This is a genomic window from Sphingobacterium sp. UBA7631, from assembly GCF_002483935.1.
Taxonomy (GTDB): Bacteria; Bacteroidota; Bacteroidia; order Sphingobacteriales; family Sphingobacteriaceae; genus Sphingobacterium; species Sphingobacterium multivorum.
This window is the reverse complement of sequence record NZ_DLIX01000006.1, coordinates 39,648-56,157: the sequence shown is the minus strand read 5'-3', so window position 1 is coordinate 56,157 and position 16,510 is coordinate 39,648. Positions and strand designations below refer to the sequence as shown.

General features: G+C 38.9%; 16 protein-coding genes. 5 read left to right on the top strand and 11 right to left on the bottom strand.

Going from position 1 to position 16,510, the window contains the following annotated elements; all coding sequences use genetic code 11:
• Positions 1–6: 6 nt before the first annotated feature.
• The 3 genes from B3P16_RS10630 (at position 7) to B3P16_RS10625 (ending at position 3,269) form a co-directional block, all read left to right on the top strand.
• The gene (locus B3P16_RS10630; protein ID WP_070563122.1) at positions 7–1,221 is read left to right on the top strand and encodes a bifunctional 3,4-dihydroxy-2-butanone-4-phosphate synthase/GTP cyclohydrolase II; all 1,215 of its coding nucleotides are present in this window, start codon (positions 7–9) and stop codon (positions 1,219–1,221) included.
• A gap of 141 nt (positions 1,222–1,362) precedes the next feature.
• A complete protein-coding gene (locus B3P16_RS24355) occupies positions 1,363–1,758 on the top strand; it encodes a thiol-disulfide oxidoreductase DCC family protein (RefSeq protein WP_353681989.1) in 396 nt (131 codons plus the stop codon).
• A gap of 77 nt (positions 1,759–1,835) precedes the next feature.
• Positions 1,836–3,269: an NAD-dependent succinate-semialdehyde dehydrogenase gene (locus B3P16_RS10625; protein WP_286753103.1), complete on the top strand. Its 1,434-nt coding sequence runs from the start codon at positions 1,836–1,838 to the stop codon at positions 3,267–3,269.
• Positions 3,270–3,290: 21 nt separating this feature from the next.
• Here B3P16_RS10625 and B3P16_RS10620 read toward each other — a convergent pair whose 3' ends face one another.
• The 6 genes from B3P16_RS10620 to B3P16_RS10595 all read right to left on the bottom strand — a co-directional run bounded on the left by B3P16_RS10620 (position 3,291) and on the right by B3P16_RS10595 (position 8,110).
• Complete coding sequence (locus B3P16_RS10620) at positions 3,291–4,184, bottom strand: DUF4476 domain-containing protein (RefSeq protein ID WP_286842911.1); 894 nt, start codon at positions 4,182–4,184, stop codon at positions 3,291–3,293.
• 76 nt (positions 4,185–4,260) lie between these two features.
• Positions 4,261–4,800 carry a CopD family protein gene (locus tag B3P16_RS10615; RefSeq protein WP_070563133.1) on the bottom strand — a complete coding sequence of 180 codons (540 nt, stop codon included), beginning with the start codon at positions 4,798–4,800 and terminating at the stop codon, positions 4,261–4,263.
• Between the two features lie 171 nt (positions 4,801–4,971).
• On the bottom strand, positions 4,972–6,009 hold the full coding sequence (gene hemE / locus B3P16_RS10610; protein ID WP_070563136.1) for a uroporphyrinogen decarboxylase: 1,038 nt from the start codon (positions 6,007–6,009) through the stop codon (positions 4,972–4,974).
• Positions 6,009–6,527, bottom strand: a complete 519-nt coding sequence (locus tag B3P16_RS10605) for a hypothetical protein (RefSeq protein ID WP_286842910.1) — start codon at positions 6,525–6,527, stop codon at positions 6,009–6,011. Before B3P16_RS10605 ends, hemE begins: the two co-directional genes overlap by 1 nt.
• Positions 6,528–6,537: 10 nt before the next feature.
• Positions 6,538–7,245 (bottom strand): response regulator transcription factor, encoded by a 708-nt coding sequence (locus tag B3P16_RS10600; RefSeq protein WP_070563139.1) that lies wholly within the window; start codon positions 7,243–7,245, stop codon positions 6,538–6,540.
• Positions 7,235–8,110 carry a sensor histidine kinase gene (locus B3P16_RS10595; protein ID WP_070563141.1) on the bottom strand — a complete coding sequence of 292 codons (876 nt, stop codon included), beginning with the start codon at positions 8,108–8,110 and terminating at the stop codon, positions 7,235–7,237. The genes B3P16_RS10600 and B3P16_RS10595 overlap by 11 nt, the downstream gene beginning before the upstream one ends.
• Before the next feature lie 212 nt (positions 8,111–8,322).
• On the opposite strand from B3P16_RS10595, the gene B3P16_RS10590 reads away from it, so the two are divergent.
• Positions 8,323–9,027 (top strand): YjjG family noncanonical pyrimidine nucleotidase, encoded by a 705-nt coding sequence (locus B3P16_RS10590; protein WP_070563144.1) that lies wholly within the window; start codon positions 8,323–8,325, stop codon positions 9,025–9,027.
• A 32-nt stretch (positions 9,028–9,059) separates the two neighbouring features.
• Here B3P16_RS10590 and B3P16_RS10585 read toward each other — a convergent pair whose 3' ends face one another.
• The 3 genes from B3P16_RS10585 to B3P16_RS10575 all read right to left on the bottom strand — a co-directional run bounded on the left by B3P16_RS10585 (position 9,060) and on the right by B3P16_RS10575 (position 12,759).
• On the bottom strand, positions 9,060–9,869 hold the full coding sequence (locus B3P16_RS10585; protein ID WP_083295832.1) for a 3-keto-disaccharide hydrolase: 810 nt from the start codon (positions 9,867–9,869) through the stop codon (positions 9,060–9,062).
• 67 nt (positions 9,870–9,936) lie between these two features.
• Positions 9,937–12,378 (bottom strand): TonB-dependent receptor domain-containing protein, encoded by a 2,442-nt coding sequence (locus tag B3P16_RS10580; protein WP_286842908.1) that lies wholly within the window; start codon positions 12,376–12,378, stop codon positions 9,937–9,939.
• Between the two features lie 99 nt (positions 12,379–12,477).
• Positions 12,478–12,759, bottom strand: coding sequence for an ATP-dependent Clp protease adaptor ClpS (locus B3P16_RS10575; RefSeq protein ID WP_046671971.1), 282 nt, complete (start codon positions 12,757–12,759; stop codon positions 12,478–12,480).
• A gap of 78 nt (positions 12,760–12,837) precedes the next feature.
• Between B3P16_RS10575 and B3P16_RS10570 the strand changes: the two genes are divergently transcribed.
• Positions 12,838–13,884 carry a 3-oxoacyl-ACP synthase III family protein gene (locus B3P16_RS10570; RefSeq protein WP_286753101.1) on the top strand — a complete coding sequence of 349 codons (1,047 nt, stop codon included), beginning with the start codon at positions 12,838–12,840 and terminating at the stop codon, positions 13,882–13,884.
• Between the two features lie 70 nt (positions 13,885–13,954).
• Here B3P16_RS10570 and atpG read toward each other — a convergent pair whose 3' ends face one another.
• Positions 13,955–14,854: an ATP synthase F1 subunit gamma gene (atpG, locus tag B3P16_RS10565; RefSeq protein ID WP_070563149.1), complete on the bottom strand. Its 900-nt coding sequence runs from the start codon at positions 14,852–14,854 to the stop codon at positions 13,955–13,957.
• A gap of 77 nt (positions 14,855–14,931) precedes the next feature.
• The gene (atpA, locus tag B3P16_RS10560; protein WP_070563151.1) at positions 14,932–16,506 is read right to left on the bottom strand and encodes a F0F1 ATP synthase subunit alpha; all 1,575 of its coding nucleotides are present in this window, start codon (positions 16,504–16,506) and stop codon (positions 14,932–14,934) included.
• Between the last annotated feature and the right edge of the window lie 4 nt (positions 16,507–16,510).

The window sequence follows — 16,510 nt, the reverse complement described above, 5'->3', positions numbered from 1 at the left end:
CAATAAATGGATTTCAAATTAAACACGATCGAAGAAGCGATCGCTGATATACAAGCAGGAAAAGTAGTAATCGTCGTGGATGACGAAGATCGCGAAAATGAAGGAGACTTTGTCACAGCTGCCCGCAATGCAACTCCCGAAATCATCAACTTTATGGCGACTCATGGTCGTGGACTAGTGTGTGCCCCAATTACAAAAGAAAGAGCAGATGCATTACATCTGGATCTAATGGTGGGACAGAATACAGCAGTATATGAAACAAACTTTACAGTTTCCATTGACTTACAGGGATACGGTTGTACAACCGGAATTTCTGCGTCAGACCGCTCGAAAACAATTAAAGCAATGATTGATCCTAATATTCATTATGAAGAATTAGGTAGACCAGGACATATTTTCCCGCTAATAGCAAAAGATGGTGGCGTATTACGTCGCACAGGACACACTGAAGCTACCGTTGACCTTGCTCGATTAGCAGGATTTGAACCAGCAGGTGTATTGGTTGAGATTCTAAAAGAAGATGGTGAAATGGCCAGACTTCCAGAACTAATAGAGGTTGCTAAAAAATTTGATTTAAAGATCGTTAGTATTGAAGATCTAATTGAATACCGTCTTAAGCACGATTCTTTAATCAATGAAGAAGTCACTGTTAATATGCCAACGCAATTTGGTGATTTTAAGATGAAAGCCTTTACACAAAAAGACACTGGCGAACAACATTTAGCGCTTTACAAAGGGGAGTGGAATGAAGATGAGCCTATTTTGGTGCGGGTGCACAGCTCTTGTGTTACGGGTGATATTTTTGGTTCTTGCCGTTGTGACTGTGGTCCTCAACTGCACAAAGCAATGGAAATGATCCAGCAAGAGGGGAAAGGTGTTATTGTCTATATGAATCAAGAAGGTCGCGGTATTGGACTGATCAATAAGCTACATGCTTACAAGTTACAAGAAAATGGCTTGGACACGGTAGATGCCAATGTACAATTAGGATTTAAAGCAGATTTAAGAGACTATGGTGTCGGAGCACAGATTCTTCGAAATCTTGGTGTCACAAAAATGCGTCTTATGTCAAATAATCCGACAAAACGTGCTGGCCTAGTAGGTTATGGTCTTGAAATTATAGAAAATGTACCTATTGAAATAACTGCAAATCCCTTTAACGAAGAGTACTTAAAAACCAAAAGGGATCGTATGGGACATACAATCATGAAAAACCTATAAAAAGGAATAAAAAAAGGCGGTGTTTCAAATAGAAACACCGCCTTTTTTACATGGAGGACTAAACTCGGTTAATGATAAAATCTCTCCCTTTTATGATCTTGTTGTGGCAGTACTTTCAATAAATAGGAGTAACTTTATAATATGGAACAACAAGGGAGATATATCATCTTTTTCGATGGTGATTGCTTGATCTGTAATCGCTTTGTTCAACTATTATTAAGAATAGATCGCAGAAAGAAATTCTTATTTAGTTCTTTGCAGTCTGAATTTGCCCGGACCACACTAACAAATATTCCCAAAAATACTGACTCCATCGTTTTCCTATCTCCAACCGGTATCTATCTCAAAAGTGAAGCTGTTTTAAAGATTTGTAAGCAATTGGGCTTCCCCTACATGACATGTTATTTACTGAAGATTTTACCACTCAAATGGAGAGATACGCTCTATGATTATTTTGCTAAAAATCGCTATCGATGGTTTGGAAAAAATGAGTTTTGTACAATACCGTCAAAATCTGAGCGAGAGAGATTCATTTGAACAAACAACGATCATATTGAAGTGAAGTTTAGTTCAGAAATCTTCTAATTATACTTGTGACAATTAAATTTACATCGATGAAAAATACACTTTTAATTGACAGTGCCTATATCAATGGGAAATTTATCAAGTCAAAACACACCTTTGATGTGGTAAATCCTGCAACAGGGAAAGTTATTGCTTCGTTGCCAGATCTAAAAGTAGCTGACTGTACTAAAGCCATAATTGATGCTGACAAGGCGTGGAAAAGCTGGAAAAACACAACTGTACTGGAACGATGCAACACCGTCCGAAAGTGGTACGATCTTATTCAGCAATATAAAGACGATCTAGCGGAAATCATGACCTTAGAAAGTGGCAAACCCCTTAGCGAATCGAGGGTAGAGGTTGACTACGGTAGTTCCTTCGTAGAATGGTTTTCAGAAGAAGGAAAAAGGGCCTATGGTGAGACGATACCTTCTCAAAAAAAAGGAACTAGAATGCTTACAATTAGGCAAGGGGTCGGAGTTGTTGCTGCAATTACACCCTGGAATTTCCCCTTAGCGATGATCACCCGAAAGGTTGCTCCAGCTTTGGTATCTGGTTGTACCATTGTGCTAAAACCGGCATCTCAAACACCATTTTCTGCTATAGCTTTGGCTAAACTGGCTGAAGATGCTGGGATTCCAAAAGGCGTTTTTAATGTGATTACTGGAAAAGATAGTGCTGGTATCGGCAAAGAACTCGCTACGAACAACCTCATACGAAAACTATCTTTCACAGGCTCAACCGAAGTCGGAAAAACACTCATAGAACAATCAGCCTCTAACATTAAAAAAGTGTCTATGGAGCTTGGTGGTAATGCTCCTTTTTTGGTTTTTAACGATGCGGATATTGATGCTGCAGTCGAAGGAGCTATTGCCGGAAAATTTAGAAACTCAGGGCAAACTTGCGTTTCCATCAATAGGTTTCTAATCCAAGAAGAAGTCTATGATGAGTTTTCGATGAAACTTAGCCATGCTGTCAGTAAATTGAAAGTTGGCAATGGACTTGACAAAGGCGTCCAGGTAGGTCCATTAATCAATACAAAAGGGCTAGAAAAAGTGCAGCATCATGTGCAAGACGCGTTAAATCATGGTGCCGAATTGGCTACAGGAGGAAAGGTCATCAAAGACCTATTTTTCCAACCAACTGTCCTGACCAACGTCCCGAAAGAAGCACTTATATTCCGCGAGGAGACTTTTGGTCCTATTTGCGCTCTTTTCAGTTTCAAAACAGAAGATGATGGAATAGCAATGGCCAACGCTACTGAATTTGGCCTAGCCTCCTATTTCTATAGTACAAATATAAATCGCTGTTTTCGTGTTGCTGAACAGCTAGAAGCTGGCATGGTAGGTATTAACACAGGTCTTATTTCAAATGCAGCAGCTCCTTTTGGTGGAGTAAAACAATCTGGTGTAGGTCGTGAAGGTTCTAAACACGGTTTGGATGAATATATGGAATTAAAATATATCTGCTTCGGCGGTGAATAAAAAAGGAGCAAAATGCTCCTTTTATTTTTTTAAAAAATCCACTAGCTTCTCCCGGGTTGAACTGAACGATAAGGCATCCCCTACTCTCTCATAATTCTGTTTATCCACACAGGTCGGATAAGCATATTTGGCAAAAGCCAGTTTATTATCATCTCGTATAAAAAGTTCCATTAAATCAACAATTTCAGTAACACTTAGGCGCATACTTTTTAATTCCTGAGCAGCTACAGCAAGCCTATCCTGATCGTTTTCCTTCTGATTCAATAGATCGTTCAATCGATTAGAATTCGTCTTATTCATTACTCCGTTATCAGACTGATCATTATCTTCATTTTCAGCATATCCTCTTTGATTCGCTACACCGTCGCGATGAACCTTATCGTCTCCTGATTGCCTATATCGATCATTATTCCATCCTTTGTTATATCCTTCACGATTATTGTCTGGCAAATCGTCACGATCTTCTGATTGTCTGTATCGATCATTACCTTGTTCATTGCGATATCCGTCCCGGTTAGTATAAGGTAAATCCTCACGATAATTACCGTTGTTATACCGATCAACAGGATTCATGGACTCCAAGATAATCCCCCTATTTCCACGTCTGCTACTGACAGAAAATACAACATTCATATATTGTCCATTTCTATTGACAAGTTGCACGCCGCTACCGTTCAACGTTCGTTGCTGCCTATCAGCAAACACAATACGCAGATCATAACGACGACTCGTCAAATTGGGGACCCTGATATCCGTGGAAGCTCTATTGTTATACAAAACGTTGTTGATATAAAGAAAAAATGGAACATCAGTAGAATAGATATTTAATGCTCCTCCAAAAGGTCTGTATCGCTGCGCGAACCCAGCCGTTGCGACAATAAGCAACGAGACCGTCACCAAAATTTTCCTGTACATAATCCGATTCAATTTATAATCTTTCGACTACACAGCATAAAAAAGGGTTAAGAAACCAGACGAATTTAACATTTTGTTATGCTTTCTTGTTCCGGTACTTCTTATAAAGTTTTACGGCCATCATTAAAGCGATGGATAAAATTAAGAGCCCCAAAACACCAAATATCCAATTCAGGGCTGACTTTAAGACAACAGTAAAAACAATCGCAAATAATAAAACTGTCGCGACCTCATTAAACAAACGGAGTTTTGTTGAGGTTAATTTGGATTCTTGACGGCTTAATTTGAACATAATCTTCTGGCAGGTAAAATGATAAATTATCATTCCCAGAACGAATGTCAGTTTTACATGCATCCACCCCATGGATAATAAGCCAGGAGAATACCATAACATAACTAGTGCAGAAAAGACTGTGATGTACATCGCAGGAGTAGTAATTACCCACCACAGTAATTTTTCCATCTTACTGAATTCTTTATGCAAAACATCAAATGCTTCCTGACTCTTGTCCTTAGCTTCTGTATGATATATAAAGAGTCGAGGCATATAGAACAGACCTGACATCCAACAAATCACAAAGATAATATGAACTGCTTTTGCATATAAATAGACCATAGGTACAAAAATAAGAAAAGTTAAGAGCAATCAATACGTCCAAACATCAATTGCACAAATCTTACATCCATTATACAAAAGAACACTATCAAAAACACGAGATTGTAGCATGTAACAACAAAAACGACCTGCCAGAGGCAAGTCGTTTTTGTTGTTGAAGTGGATAGCAAACTAATAGCTAAATTCCTTTACAACCTCAATGGCATATTTTACATTATCAAAAGGAATATCCGGCATAATACCATGACCCAAATTGAAAATAAAACCATTTTCACCTCTCATGCGCTCAAATAGTTCGATAATCTTCTTTTTGATAACAGGTTTATCTGCATACAAAACAAATGGATCCAAATTCCCTTGAACAGCAATACCCTGCGGCAGAGATTGTTTAATATTTTTTAAATCTGCATTCCAATCGATAGAAACAACATCAGGTTGCGCTTCGACCATCATTGGTGCAAAAACAGAAGATCCTTTGCAAAAGGAAATGACTGGAATATCCTTACGGTTCAACTTCGCAATAATCTGCTTATTATAATAATGCGAAAAATCACGATAATCATTCCAAGATAAGGCCAAGGCCCAGCTATCAAATAATTGAATTGCATTTACTCCGGCTGCAATCTGCATGTTAAGATATTCAACCGTTACATCTGCAATCTTTTGAAGGATCAGATGTGCTAACTCAGGCTGATTGTTCAACATCAACTTCGTTAACTTAAAATCTTTTGAAGATCCACCTTCAACCAAATAACTTAAAATTGTAAATGGTGCGCCCGCAAAACCAATCAAAGGGATGCGGCTGTCAAGACGTTGTTGAATGACCTTGATTGCATCAGCAACATACTGCAATTTATCCAAACAGTTGGTAGACAAAGCTTCAGCATCCTTTACAGAGCGAACAGGATTAGAAAAACGAGGACCGACACCTTGCTCAAAGGACAGATCCCCTCCCATAGCTTCAGCTGTAACTAAAATATCAGAAAATAAAATAGCGGCATCAATGCCTAGCAAATCTACTGGGAGCATAGTGACATCCGCAGCAATTTCTGGTGTTTTGCACATCTCCAAAAAGGAATATTTATTCTTGATATCCCAATATTCCTTCATAAAGCGTCCAGCTTGACGCATCATCCACACAGGAGGTCTTTCCGTTTGCTGCGAGAACGCAGCTCTAATCAATAAGTCGTTTTGTAAAGTAGTACTCACTATAAATGTTTTGAAATTTCGTTTTCTATTTTTGTAATAATGCTGTTCTGCCTAGCCGTCAGATGTAACTTATTGGCAACATCTGTATAAGCTCTAGCTCTTTCATAATCCAACTTTCGCAGCGCTATATTTGCTAGATTAATCATAACCATACCCTTTTCATTATCTTTTTTCCAAGGCAGACGCGAAGCTAGCTGAAAATGATATTCAGCCTCATCGACACGTTCCTCTTTAAGCGCAATGTTTCCCATCATAAATTCATAGAAATTGCGCCTGCCTTTACGAAGTGCATCCGGATTCTTTATCTCAGCAAGCAAGTTTTTTGCCTTTTCATAATCTTGTCTATGAAAAGCCTGCGTTGCCAAAAAAACGGACCCTTCTCTAAAATGACTCCAAATCAAGTAGCCTATTCCACCCGCTATCAGCACAGCAGTTTGATAATGCCCCTGGTATAAGCCATAGCCTAAAAATAATGCAGCAATAAAAATAACGACTATTCTAGCCTTGATTGTCATCATCTCTTTCTACCTATGCGTTATTGTCGGTAAACTTATAACCAACACCTCTGATAGAATGGAAATAAATCGGATGCTTTTGATCTGGTTCGAAATATTTTCGGAAGGTTAAGATAAAATTGTCGATGGTACGCGTAGATGGATAAACATCGTAATTCCATACGGTCTCCAATATTTGTTCCCGTGATACTGCCTCATTACGTCGTTCAATCAACAGTTTCAACAGCATAGTCTCCTTCTTTGTCAAAGAAGTGATCGTGCCATCCGCATGATGTAGCTCATACGAATTAAAATAGATCGTTTTATCACCGATTTGATAAGAATTTAGTTCTTTCAAATCATCCGGTTTCATGCCACGACGCACCAAATTTCCAACGCGAAGGATCAATTCTTCTAAGTTGAAAGGTTTTACCAAATAATCATCCGCCCCTTTCTTAAGACCCGTAATTCGATCCTCACTGCTATTTTTCGCAGTTAAAAACATGATAGGAACTTCAGTGTTTTGCAGTCGAATAGTTTCAGCTACTTGGAATCCATCTATTTCGGGAATCATCACATCCAAAACCACCAAGTTGAAACGTTCCTCCTTGAAGACTTTTAGTGCTTTTTTTCCATCGGTAGCCGTAGTAACACGGTAACCTTCCATTTCGAGATTCAACTTGATAGCTTCTAACAAGTGTTCTTCATCTTCGACAAGTAATATTCTTTGTTTACTTTGCATTTCTTTCAAATGTTACTTCAAAAATACTCCCTTTAGGAGTGTTATCTTTAACTTTTATGGTCGCGTCGTGCTTCTGCAATACGGTTTTCACGATATATAACCCCAAACCTGTACCTTTGGTTTTTCGTGTTGCCTCACTTCCCACGCGATAAAACTTATTAAAGATAAGTTTTTTCTCTTCATCACTGATACCGATACCATGGTCAGCAACAGAAAAAATTATTTTATTATTCTCCGTATATAATTTCACATCCACCATAGCACATGCCGGTGAATACTTAATGGCATTTTCTATCAGATTAGTAACCACATTACTAATCGCAAACTTATCAGCATGAATAATGATATCCGACTCCAAATAAGGTTTCAAGACTTGCGAACTACAGGAATTCTTTTGAAGTCTATCCACAACCTGTTCTACCAAAGCAGTAAAATTAAAATCCTCTTTCGGCATACTGTAGTTACGGCTGTCCAACTTGGTTGTCATCAATACATTTTCAACCAGATCATCCAAACGCTCGATATCCTTCAGCGAATTTCTCAAGAACGTTTGTTGTTGCTCCTTGTCAAGATCACGTCTCAAAATCGTTTGAATATACAATTTGACAGAAGCCAACGGCGATTTAAGTTCATGTGTGATAGCCAAAAGAAAGTTCTGCTGTTGCTGCAACAGTTTCTGCTCCCTTTCAACCAGTCGCTTCAATCGCCATGCACCCCACAAGAAAATAATCAAGAAGAATATTCCCTCCCCTATGATCATGTTCTTTTTACTCGGATCAAAACGAATAAACATCACCCCCCACCATATCAGTTGCATAACCGCATAGAACAATAGAAAATAAAAGAGTAACAGCGCTTTCTTCATGTGACAAAAATAGGTATTCACCTATGTATTCGGAAATATCCGAAGGATTATGACACAAAGAAGAAAATTAACCGATTCGCAATAAGACTAAAATCAACAAACAGCTCATATAAACCATCGGAAACCCGATAGCGCTAAAAGTGACCTTTAATTTCATCACTAGCTAACCCAACTGACTTGGAATTTAAAATTAATTTGTTTTAATTTTGTATATGTTTAATCACGAGAAAAAAGACATTTTCTTCGACCTGGATCATACCATATGGGATTTTGATAAAAATGCCGAAGAAAGTCTGCACGAGTTATATTTTAAATACAAGTTTGATCACTTGTTCAATCAAGAGTCATCCACTCGTTTTATAGAAACTTATACGGTTAACAATCATCGCCTTTGGGGGCTCTATCATCACGGAAAGATATCAAAACCAGAACTCAGGAAAGCACGCTTTGCCGACACCTTTACTGAGCTCGGTGTCGATCCGGAGTTGTTTCCTGAAGAATTCGAACTGGAATACCTCGCTATCTGTCCAAAAAAAACAAATCTGTTTCCACATGCACATGAAACCTTGGCTTATTTGGGTGACAGATACAATCTTCACCTGATATCGAATGGTTTTAAAGAGGCCTGTGAGACCAAACTGGAAAAGAGCAACCTCAGCAAATATTTCAAACATATTTTTATTTCGGAAGTCATCGGCGTGAATAAACCGGACCCCCGAATATTTGAGTTCGCTATGACGACTGCTCAAGCTCGGGCGCAGCAATCACTGATGATTGGAGATAACCTGGATGCCGACATCCGTGGAGCCGTAAATGTAGGCATGGATGCCATTTTCTTTAACCCAAATGTTATTGAAAAACCGGACGATGTATCACATATGATTATCGACTTAAAAGAGTTACAATCGATACTATAGCAAATAGAAAAAGCAGCTTAAAGCTGCTTTTTCTATTTTAGAACCTTAACGGTAATATTCTTAAACCAGACATCATTTCCATGATCCTGAAGACCGATAAGCCCTGATTTGCTATCGCCACCAACATGGCTCAACAATTCAAAAGCCAAAGGCCATTTTTCTTCACTGAATTTACTTTTTTGCAATAAATCAATCCACGACTTATCCCATAATGTATATTCAACAACCTTTACACCATTTTGAAAATGCTCGACCTTGCCATTGTTTACTCTGATCTTAACCTTATTCCACTCGCCATACGGTTTACCATTCTGCGGCTTGGCAGGAATCATATCGTACAATGAAGTCGATTTACGGTTTCCATCTACCCCCATTTTAGCATCAGGATGGTTTTCATTGTCCAGGACCTGGCATTCTGGAGACGAGATATAAATCGGCTGTCCTTCCACTTCCTTCGCTAAAAAGAAGATACCCGAATTTGCTCCTTTAGCAACTTTCCATTCCATCTCCAATTCGAAATTCTTAAAATCATGAGCAAAGACCAAATCTCCGCCTTCTTCTTTACCAACATTAGCTTGGCTATCAAATTTGATCGCCCCCTCATTAATTACCCATCTTTTCGGGACTACGGTCTTATCATATCCTCTCCAGCCTTCCAGCGAAGTACCATCAAAAATAACATAGGCTCCAGCTTTATTCTTTTTAAATTTCTTGATATCTACACGAGGTAAATCTAAGATTTTGTAAGCAGGAACCTCTTTTTTTGCTTGCGCTACGGCAGTATTAAGATGTGCTGAAAAAGCAATCACCGATACCGCAAGAACTGTTTTTAATAACTTCATTCTTTTTAGTTTTAGGTTTGTTTTAAAATTAAATTTAAGCATTTGAGTGTATAAAGAGGAATATTTTTTAATATTCCTCTCCACCGCCCATTTCATTTGTATTTGACTCTTTCTTCTTTGATTTGTTTAAATCTTGGCTACCAAACCGATAGGAAAGTGATAAAGTTACCATCCGCTTCATCCAACGGTGCTCAAAATTGGATATAAGTTGAGAGGTTTCTGTCACACCATTCATTTTCCGCGAATTAAATACATCTCTAACATTCAACATAATTGAAGCTTTCTTCTTAAACACATCTTTTTTCAAGGCCAGATCCATACCTTTCATTGCATTCATCTGTCCCTGAGCCATTACACGGGAAGAATTATACTCGCCGCGCACTTGTGCAGAAAATGTTGGCGTAAAACGATAATTAGCGGTCAGATTAGCATTATAAGCGAAATCCTTTCGTTCTTTAATATCATAGTCCGGGTTTGCATTATACTGAATGTGGATCAAATTGAGATTAAATGTAAAGTCAAAATCCTTCGTTGCGTTGATCTTTGAAATAAACTCAAAACCCGAAAGATTACGACTGGTCATATTCTCCCATCTACTGTATGTTCTTCCATCCTCTATCTTGTAAACAAATGGCTGAATAACCTCACTTGCGTGATTGAAATAAGCCGAAGATATGAGGTTTACTTTACCAAAGGTTTTGGCAAAGCTCATTTCCAAACTGTGCACATCTTCCGGTTTCAGATTCGGATTTCCCTGACGATAATTCAAATCATCGGATACGTTTAAAAATGGGTTAACTTGCCAACCACGAGCCCGTTGAACACGGCGCGAGTAGCTAAATTGAACTTTATCCCCATTTTCACCAACATCGTAGGTTAAAAACAGTGTTGGATATAACCTGAAAAATTTCTGTTTAGCATTGGATTCCGTTTCCACAGCAGCTGGATCCTTGGAGAAATAGGTAGACTTCAGCTCAAATTGTTCTCCACGTAGTCCGATTTGATAGCCAATTTTATCCGTTAATTTATTTTGATAATTCGCATAGATCGCATGGACTGTACTCGTGAAATCAAAATCGTTGCTGATTCTATAATCTGGCACATAGTTACCTATAGAATCGAGTGATCTGGAAAACTGGGTATCAAATGACTTTCTGATTTGAGAACGGTAACCCGCCTCAAATTTGCTTACTTCAGAGAAAGGTAAAACATAATCTAATTGAAGGTTGATATTCTTGCCATCCTCAGACGTAACATTCTTCCGTGAAGTGGCCTTCCGTCCATCGGTATAATTTTGAGAAAAATCATTTGTACCATCTTCCTTGTCTCTTCCATAACTTGCATTCCCCGTCAACTCCTCTCCTTCTCGCTTAAATTGATGTTTAAAATCAGCATTTAATTCATAACCCAGATCGTCCTCAAATTGCGTTGAATTTCGAACACTCGTTCCTGTCATCTGCGATTGCTTAAAGAACTCATAATTCAAGTCCTCTATTCGCTTGTTATCACGTATACTTAAATTACTCGAAAAACTCAATGAAGTTCGATCTGACATATTATAATCAAACCCAGCTTTTACCGTATGGCTATTGCCCTTTCTTGACGATTCGGATTCGCTATAATTACGCGTGCTATCACCAAAAAACCTGTTGTCCGTTTTCCCACTTCCCAACATGTTTCGTTTATTGAAGTTATAGGATCCGAAGTAATTGAATTTCCGATCACGATAATTCAATGTTATACCAGCCATATAATTATCATAAGAACCAGCGGATGTATTTATCGATCCGTTCAGCCCTGTTCGAATATTTTTCTTTAAAACAATATTGATAATCCCAGTTTGGCCCTCTGCATCATATTTAGAGGATGGATTTGTGATGACTTCAACTTTTTCAATTGAATTGGCAGGTAGACTCTGAAGCAAAGAAGTTACATCATTTCCTGCTAAAGCAGACTCCCGGCCGTCGATTAAAATCTTCACACTACTTGATCCACGCAAACTGACCGATCCATCCTGATCAACTTGCAAAGTGGGAACATTCGCAAGCACATCAGTCGCTGTTCCACCCGCGCTGACCAAACTCTCACCTACATTGAAGGTTTTACGGTCTATACCAATCTGCATGGCTGGAGCTCGTCCTTCAATAACAACTTCATTCAACATATTACCTGTAGGTTTCAAAGCAATTCGACCTAAGTCCTTACTTTTACCCCCTAAGACCGCTATACTATCTATAGTTTGTGTCTCGTAGCCAACATAAGTGATACGGACAATATATTTACCAGGTTTAATATCAGACAACAAAAGGAATCCTTGGGATACAGACTGTCCCCCCTTAACAAGAACGTTACTATGGGCGTCCAAGAGCGCGACACTAGCCGATGAAATAGGTTTAGAGGTTTCGCTATCAACTAAAATAGCTTTGATTTGACCTGTTTGAGCAAAAAGGACAACAGGTAAAAAGAATACAAATAAGAAAGATTTAAACGATTTAGCGTAAAAAAACATGCTTCAGCTTAGTTTATAAGTTATAGTGCAAAGAAAACTAAAACTTATAGACAAAATTGAAGCGTAACCATATTATTACGGTAACAAAAGAATAGTAAATTACTCCACAGAAACAGTCAATCCCTCGGCTTTCAGAATTTTACGATAGATTTCCATCTCCGTATAGGTGCCTTCCAATACAGCACATTTCCCCTCAGTGTGTACTTTCCAGGCAATCTTCTCAGCTTGCTTCTCGGTATATTGTAAATGATAGATGAGACAATGAATCACATGTTCAAACGTATTGGTTTCATCATTCCACAAAATGAGTCGATTAGACTCTTTCACAGAGGCTAATATCTCTTCTAACGTAAAGGTTTCTTCAGCAGTTTGGGTACCCATGCTGCAAAAATAGAATATTTTTTTCTAAATTAACGATAATATAAAAGGGAAGAATACAATCAATTAGAGGAATTTATTATGTTACAGTCAAAAATTGCAGGAATTGGCTATTACGTTCCAAAAAACGTATATACCAATAATGACCTAACACGCTTTATGGATACCAGTGACGAATGGATTCAAGAACGAACTGGCATTAAAGAACGTAGATATGCAGACCGAATAGGCGAAACCACCACCACTATGGGGGTCGAAGCCGCTAAAATTGCCATCGAACGAGCCCATATTACACCTGAAGATGTCGACTTCATCATCTTTGCCACCTTATCGCCAGATTATTATTTCCCGGGCTGCGCCGTTCTACTGCAACGGGAAATGAAGATGAAGGAGGTCGGGGCGCTGGATATTAGAAACCAATGTTCAGGTTTTATATATGCACTTTCTATTGCCGATCAATTTGTCAAAACAGGGATGTACAAAAATGTGCTAGTGGTTGGTTCGGAGAAACACTCTTTTGCACTTGACTTTTCTACGAGAGGACGAGCCGTTTCTGTTATTTTCGGCGATGGTGCCGGAGCAGTGGTTGTGCAACCCACAACCGAAAACGGCAAAGGAATCCTGAGCACGCACTTACATTCAGACGGAGACGATGCCGAAAAGCTAGCTATGTATTATCCCGGTGCATCCAGTGGAATTTGGCTGGATAAAATGCCCGATTGGCCGGACCAAGAATTGGGGGGATTATTGATGACCAAGGAGATGCTCGAAGATGGGACTGCGTTTCCAAATATGGATGGACAGGCCGTCTTCAAAAAAGCTGTTGTCAAATTCCCTGAGGTTATTCATGAAGCGCTAGCAAAAAATAATTTAAAAACTAATGATATCGATTTATTAATTCCACATCAGGCCAATCTTCGCATTTCGCAATTTGTACAGAAAACACTTGGATTAAGGGAGGATCAGGTATTCAACAATATTCAGAAATATGGTAATACCACTGCAGCCTCTGTACCGATAGCACTATGCGAGGCTTGGGAAGAAGGAAAGATTAAAGACGGTGATCTCGTATGTTTGGCAGCTTTTGGAGCAGGATTTACGTGGGGTTCAGCCTTAATTCGATGGTAAAAAATAGCATATATAAAAAAGGTGATAATCTTTCGATTACCACCTTTTTTATACATTTCCGAATAAAAGATTATCCGTTTGATAATGCTGCTGCACCAGATACGATCTCCGTCAATTCTGTTGTAATTGCAGCTTGACGTGCCTGGTTGTAAGATAGCTTCAGTGATTTGATTAAGTCGCCGGCATTCTCTGTAGCTTTATCCATTGCCGTCATACGTGCTCCATGCTCAGAAGCATTCGAGTCTAAAACAGCTTTATATAATTGAATCTTGATTGCTTTAGGAATCAATTCCTCGATAATCTTCTCTTTGGAAGGCTCGATGATATAATCCACCTCAGCTTCTATTTTTGCTTTATGCGTATGTTGTTTGTTTTCCTCCGCAGGTAATAATGGTAAAATCTGTTCTGCAGTCAACTCTTGAACTGCAGCATTTTTGAACTGATTATAAACCACTTCAACACGATCAAAATTACCTTCTTTGAATTGCTCCATGATAAATTCAGTCACCACAGATACAGAACCAAAATTTAAATCAGAAAACAAATCAGAGTGATTAGCTACCACATTGAAGTTACGTTTCGAGTAGAAGTCATAACCCTTTTTACCAATACCAATGATACTCAAATTGCCCTTAGCATGTTGCTCAGCATATTTGTTAAAGATCAAGTTATTAGTCGTTTTGATAACATTTGCGTTGAATGCTCCAGCCAAACCTCTATTAGAAGAAACAACAACGATTAATACCTTATTTGGCTCGCGATCCACTGTAAAAGGAGAGTTACTTCCCTCAACACTCGCAGAAACATCCGCCAAAATATCTCTTAGTTTATTCGCATATGGGCGCAATTGTAAGATAGCGTTAGTAGCGCGCTTCAATTTAGCAGCCGAAACCATTTTCATAGCTTTCGTGATCTGCTGTGTTGATGATACCGAGGTAATCCGGTTTCTTACTTCTTTTAAATTTGCCATATTTGTTTTAAGTATTAAGTACCTAGTATTGAGTATTGAGCCTAGTCAATAGACTCAATACCAAATACTCATTACTATTAATATTTTGATGCTAAATCCTTAGCTACTGTTTCTAACACTGCAGTTAATTCATCGGAGAACTTATTAGCTTTGAAAGCTGACAATACTTCTGGATGACGTTGTTCCAATTGAGTCAAGAATTCTTCTTCAAATTCTCTCACTTTATTTACAGGAACATTACGCAATAAACCTTTAGTTCCGATATAAATAATCGCAACTTGTTTCTCTACAGAAACTGGAGAATATTGACCTTGTTTCAAGATCTCAACGTTACGAACACCTTTATCTAAGACAGATTTAGTAGCAGCATCTAGATCAGAACCGAATTTCGCAAAAGCTTCCAATTCACGGTACTGAGCTTGATCTAACTTTAATGTACCAGATACCTTTTTCATCGGTTTGATCTGCGCATTACCACCTACACGAGATACAGAGATACCTACGTTGATCGCTGGACGAATACCTGCGTTAAACAAGTTAGACTCCAAGAAAATCTGACCGTCTGTAATTGAAATTACGTTGGTTGGGATATATGCAGAAACGTCACCAGCTTGGGTTTCAATGATCGGAAGGGCAGTTAATGAGCCACCGCCTTTGACCAAGTGTTTGATCGATTCAGGTAGATCATTCATGTTGCGCGCGATATCATCTGAAGAGTTGATTTTCGCTGCACGCTCCAACAAACGACTGTGTAGATAAAATACGTCACCTGGGTATGCTTCGCGGCCCGGTGGACGACGTAACAATAAAGAAACCTCACGGTAAGCTACAGCTTGCTTAGACAAATCATCATAAACGATCAATGCTGGACGACCTGTATCACGGAAAAACTCACCGATAGCAGCACCTGACATTGGTGCATAAAACTGAAGTGGAGCTGGATCAGCAGCAGATGCAGCCACAACTACTGTATAAGCCATAGCACCTCTTTCCTCCAATGTACGCACGATATTCGCAACTGTAGAATTCTTTTGACCTACGGCAACGTAGATACAAAATACAGGTTCTCCTGCATCATAGAATTCTTTTTGGTTCAAGATTGTATCGATACAAACAGCTGTTTTACCTGTCTGACGGTCACCAATAACCAACTCACGTTGACCACGACCTACTGGAATCATTGCATCGATCGCTTTAATACCTGTTTGTAATGGTTCAGTTACCGGTTGACGGTAGATAACACCCGGAGCTTTACGCTCGATAGGCATTTCATACAAATCACCTTGAATAGGTCCTTTACCATCGATTGGTTGACCTAAAGTATTTACAACACGTCCCAACAAGCCTTCACCAACTTTGATGGATGCAATACGGTTGGTACGTTTAATAGTATCTCCTTCTTTGATCTCATCAGAAGGACCTAAAAGTACAACACCAACGTTGTCTTCTTCTAAGTTTAATACAATACCTTGTAATCCGTTATCAAATTCAACCAACTCACCGGACTGAACTTTAGTTAAGCCGTAAATACGAGCAATACCGTCACCCACAGCAAGTACGGTACCCACTTCCTCTAGTTCGGCTTCTGATTTAAAGCCCGACAATTGCTCTCTTAGAATTGCCGAAACTTCATCTGGTCTTACCTCTATCATTTTA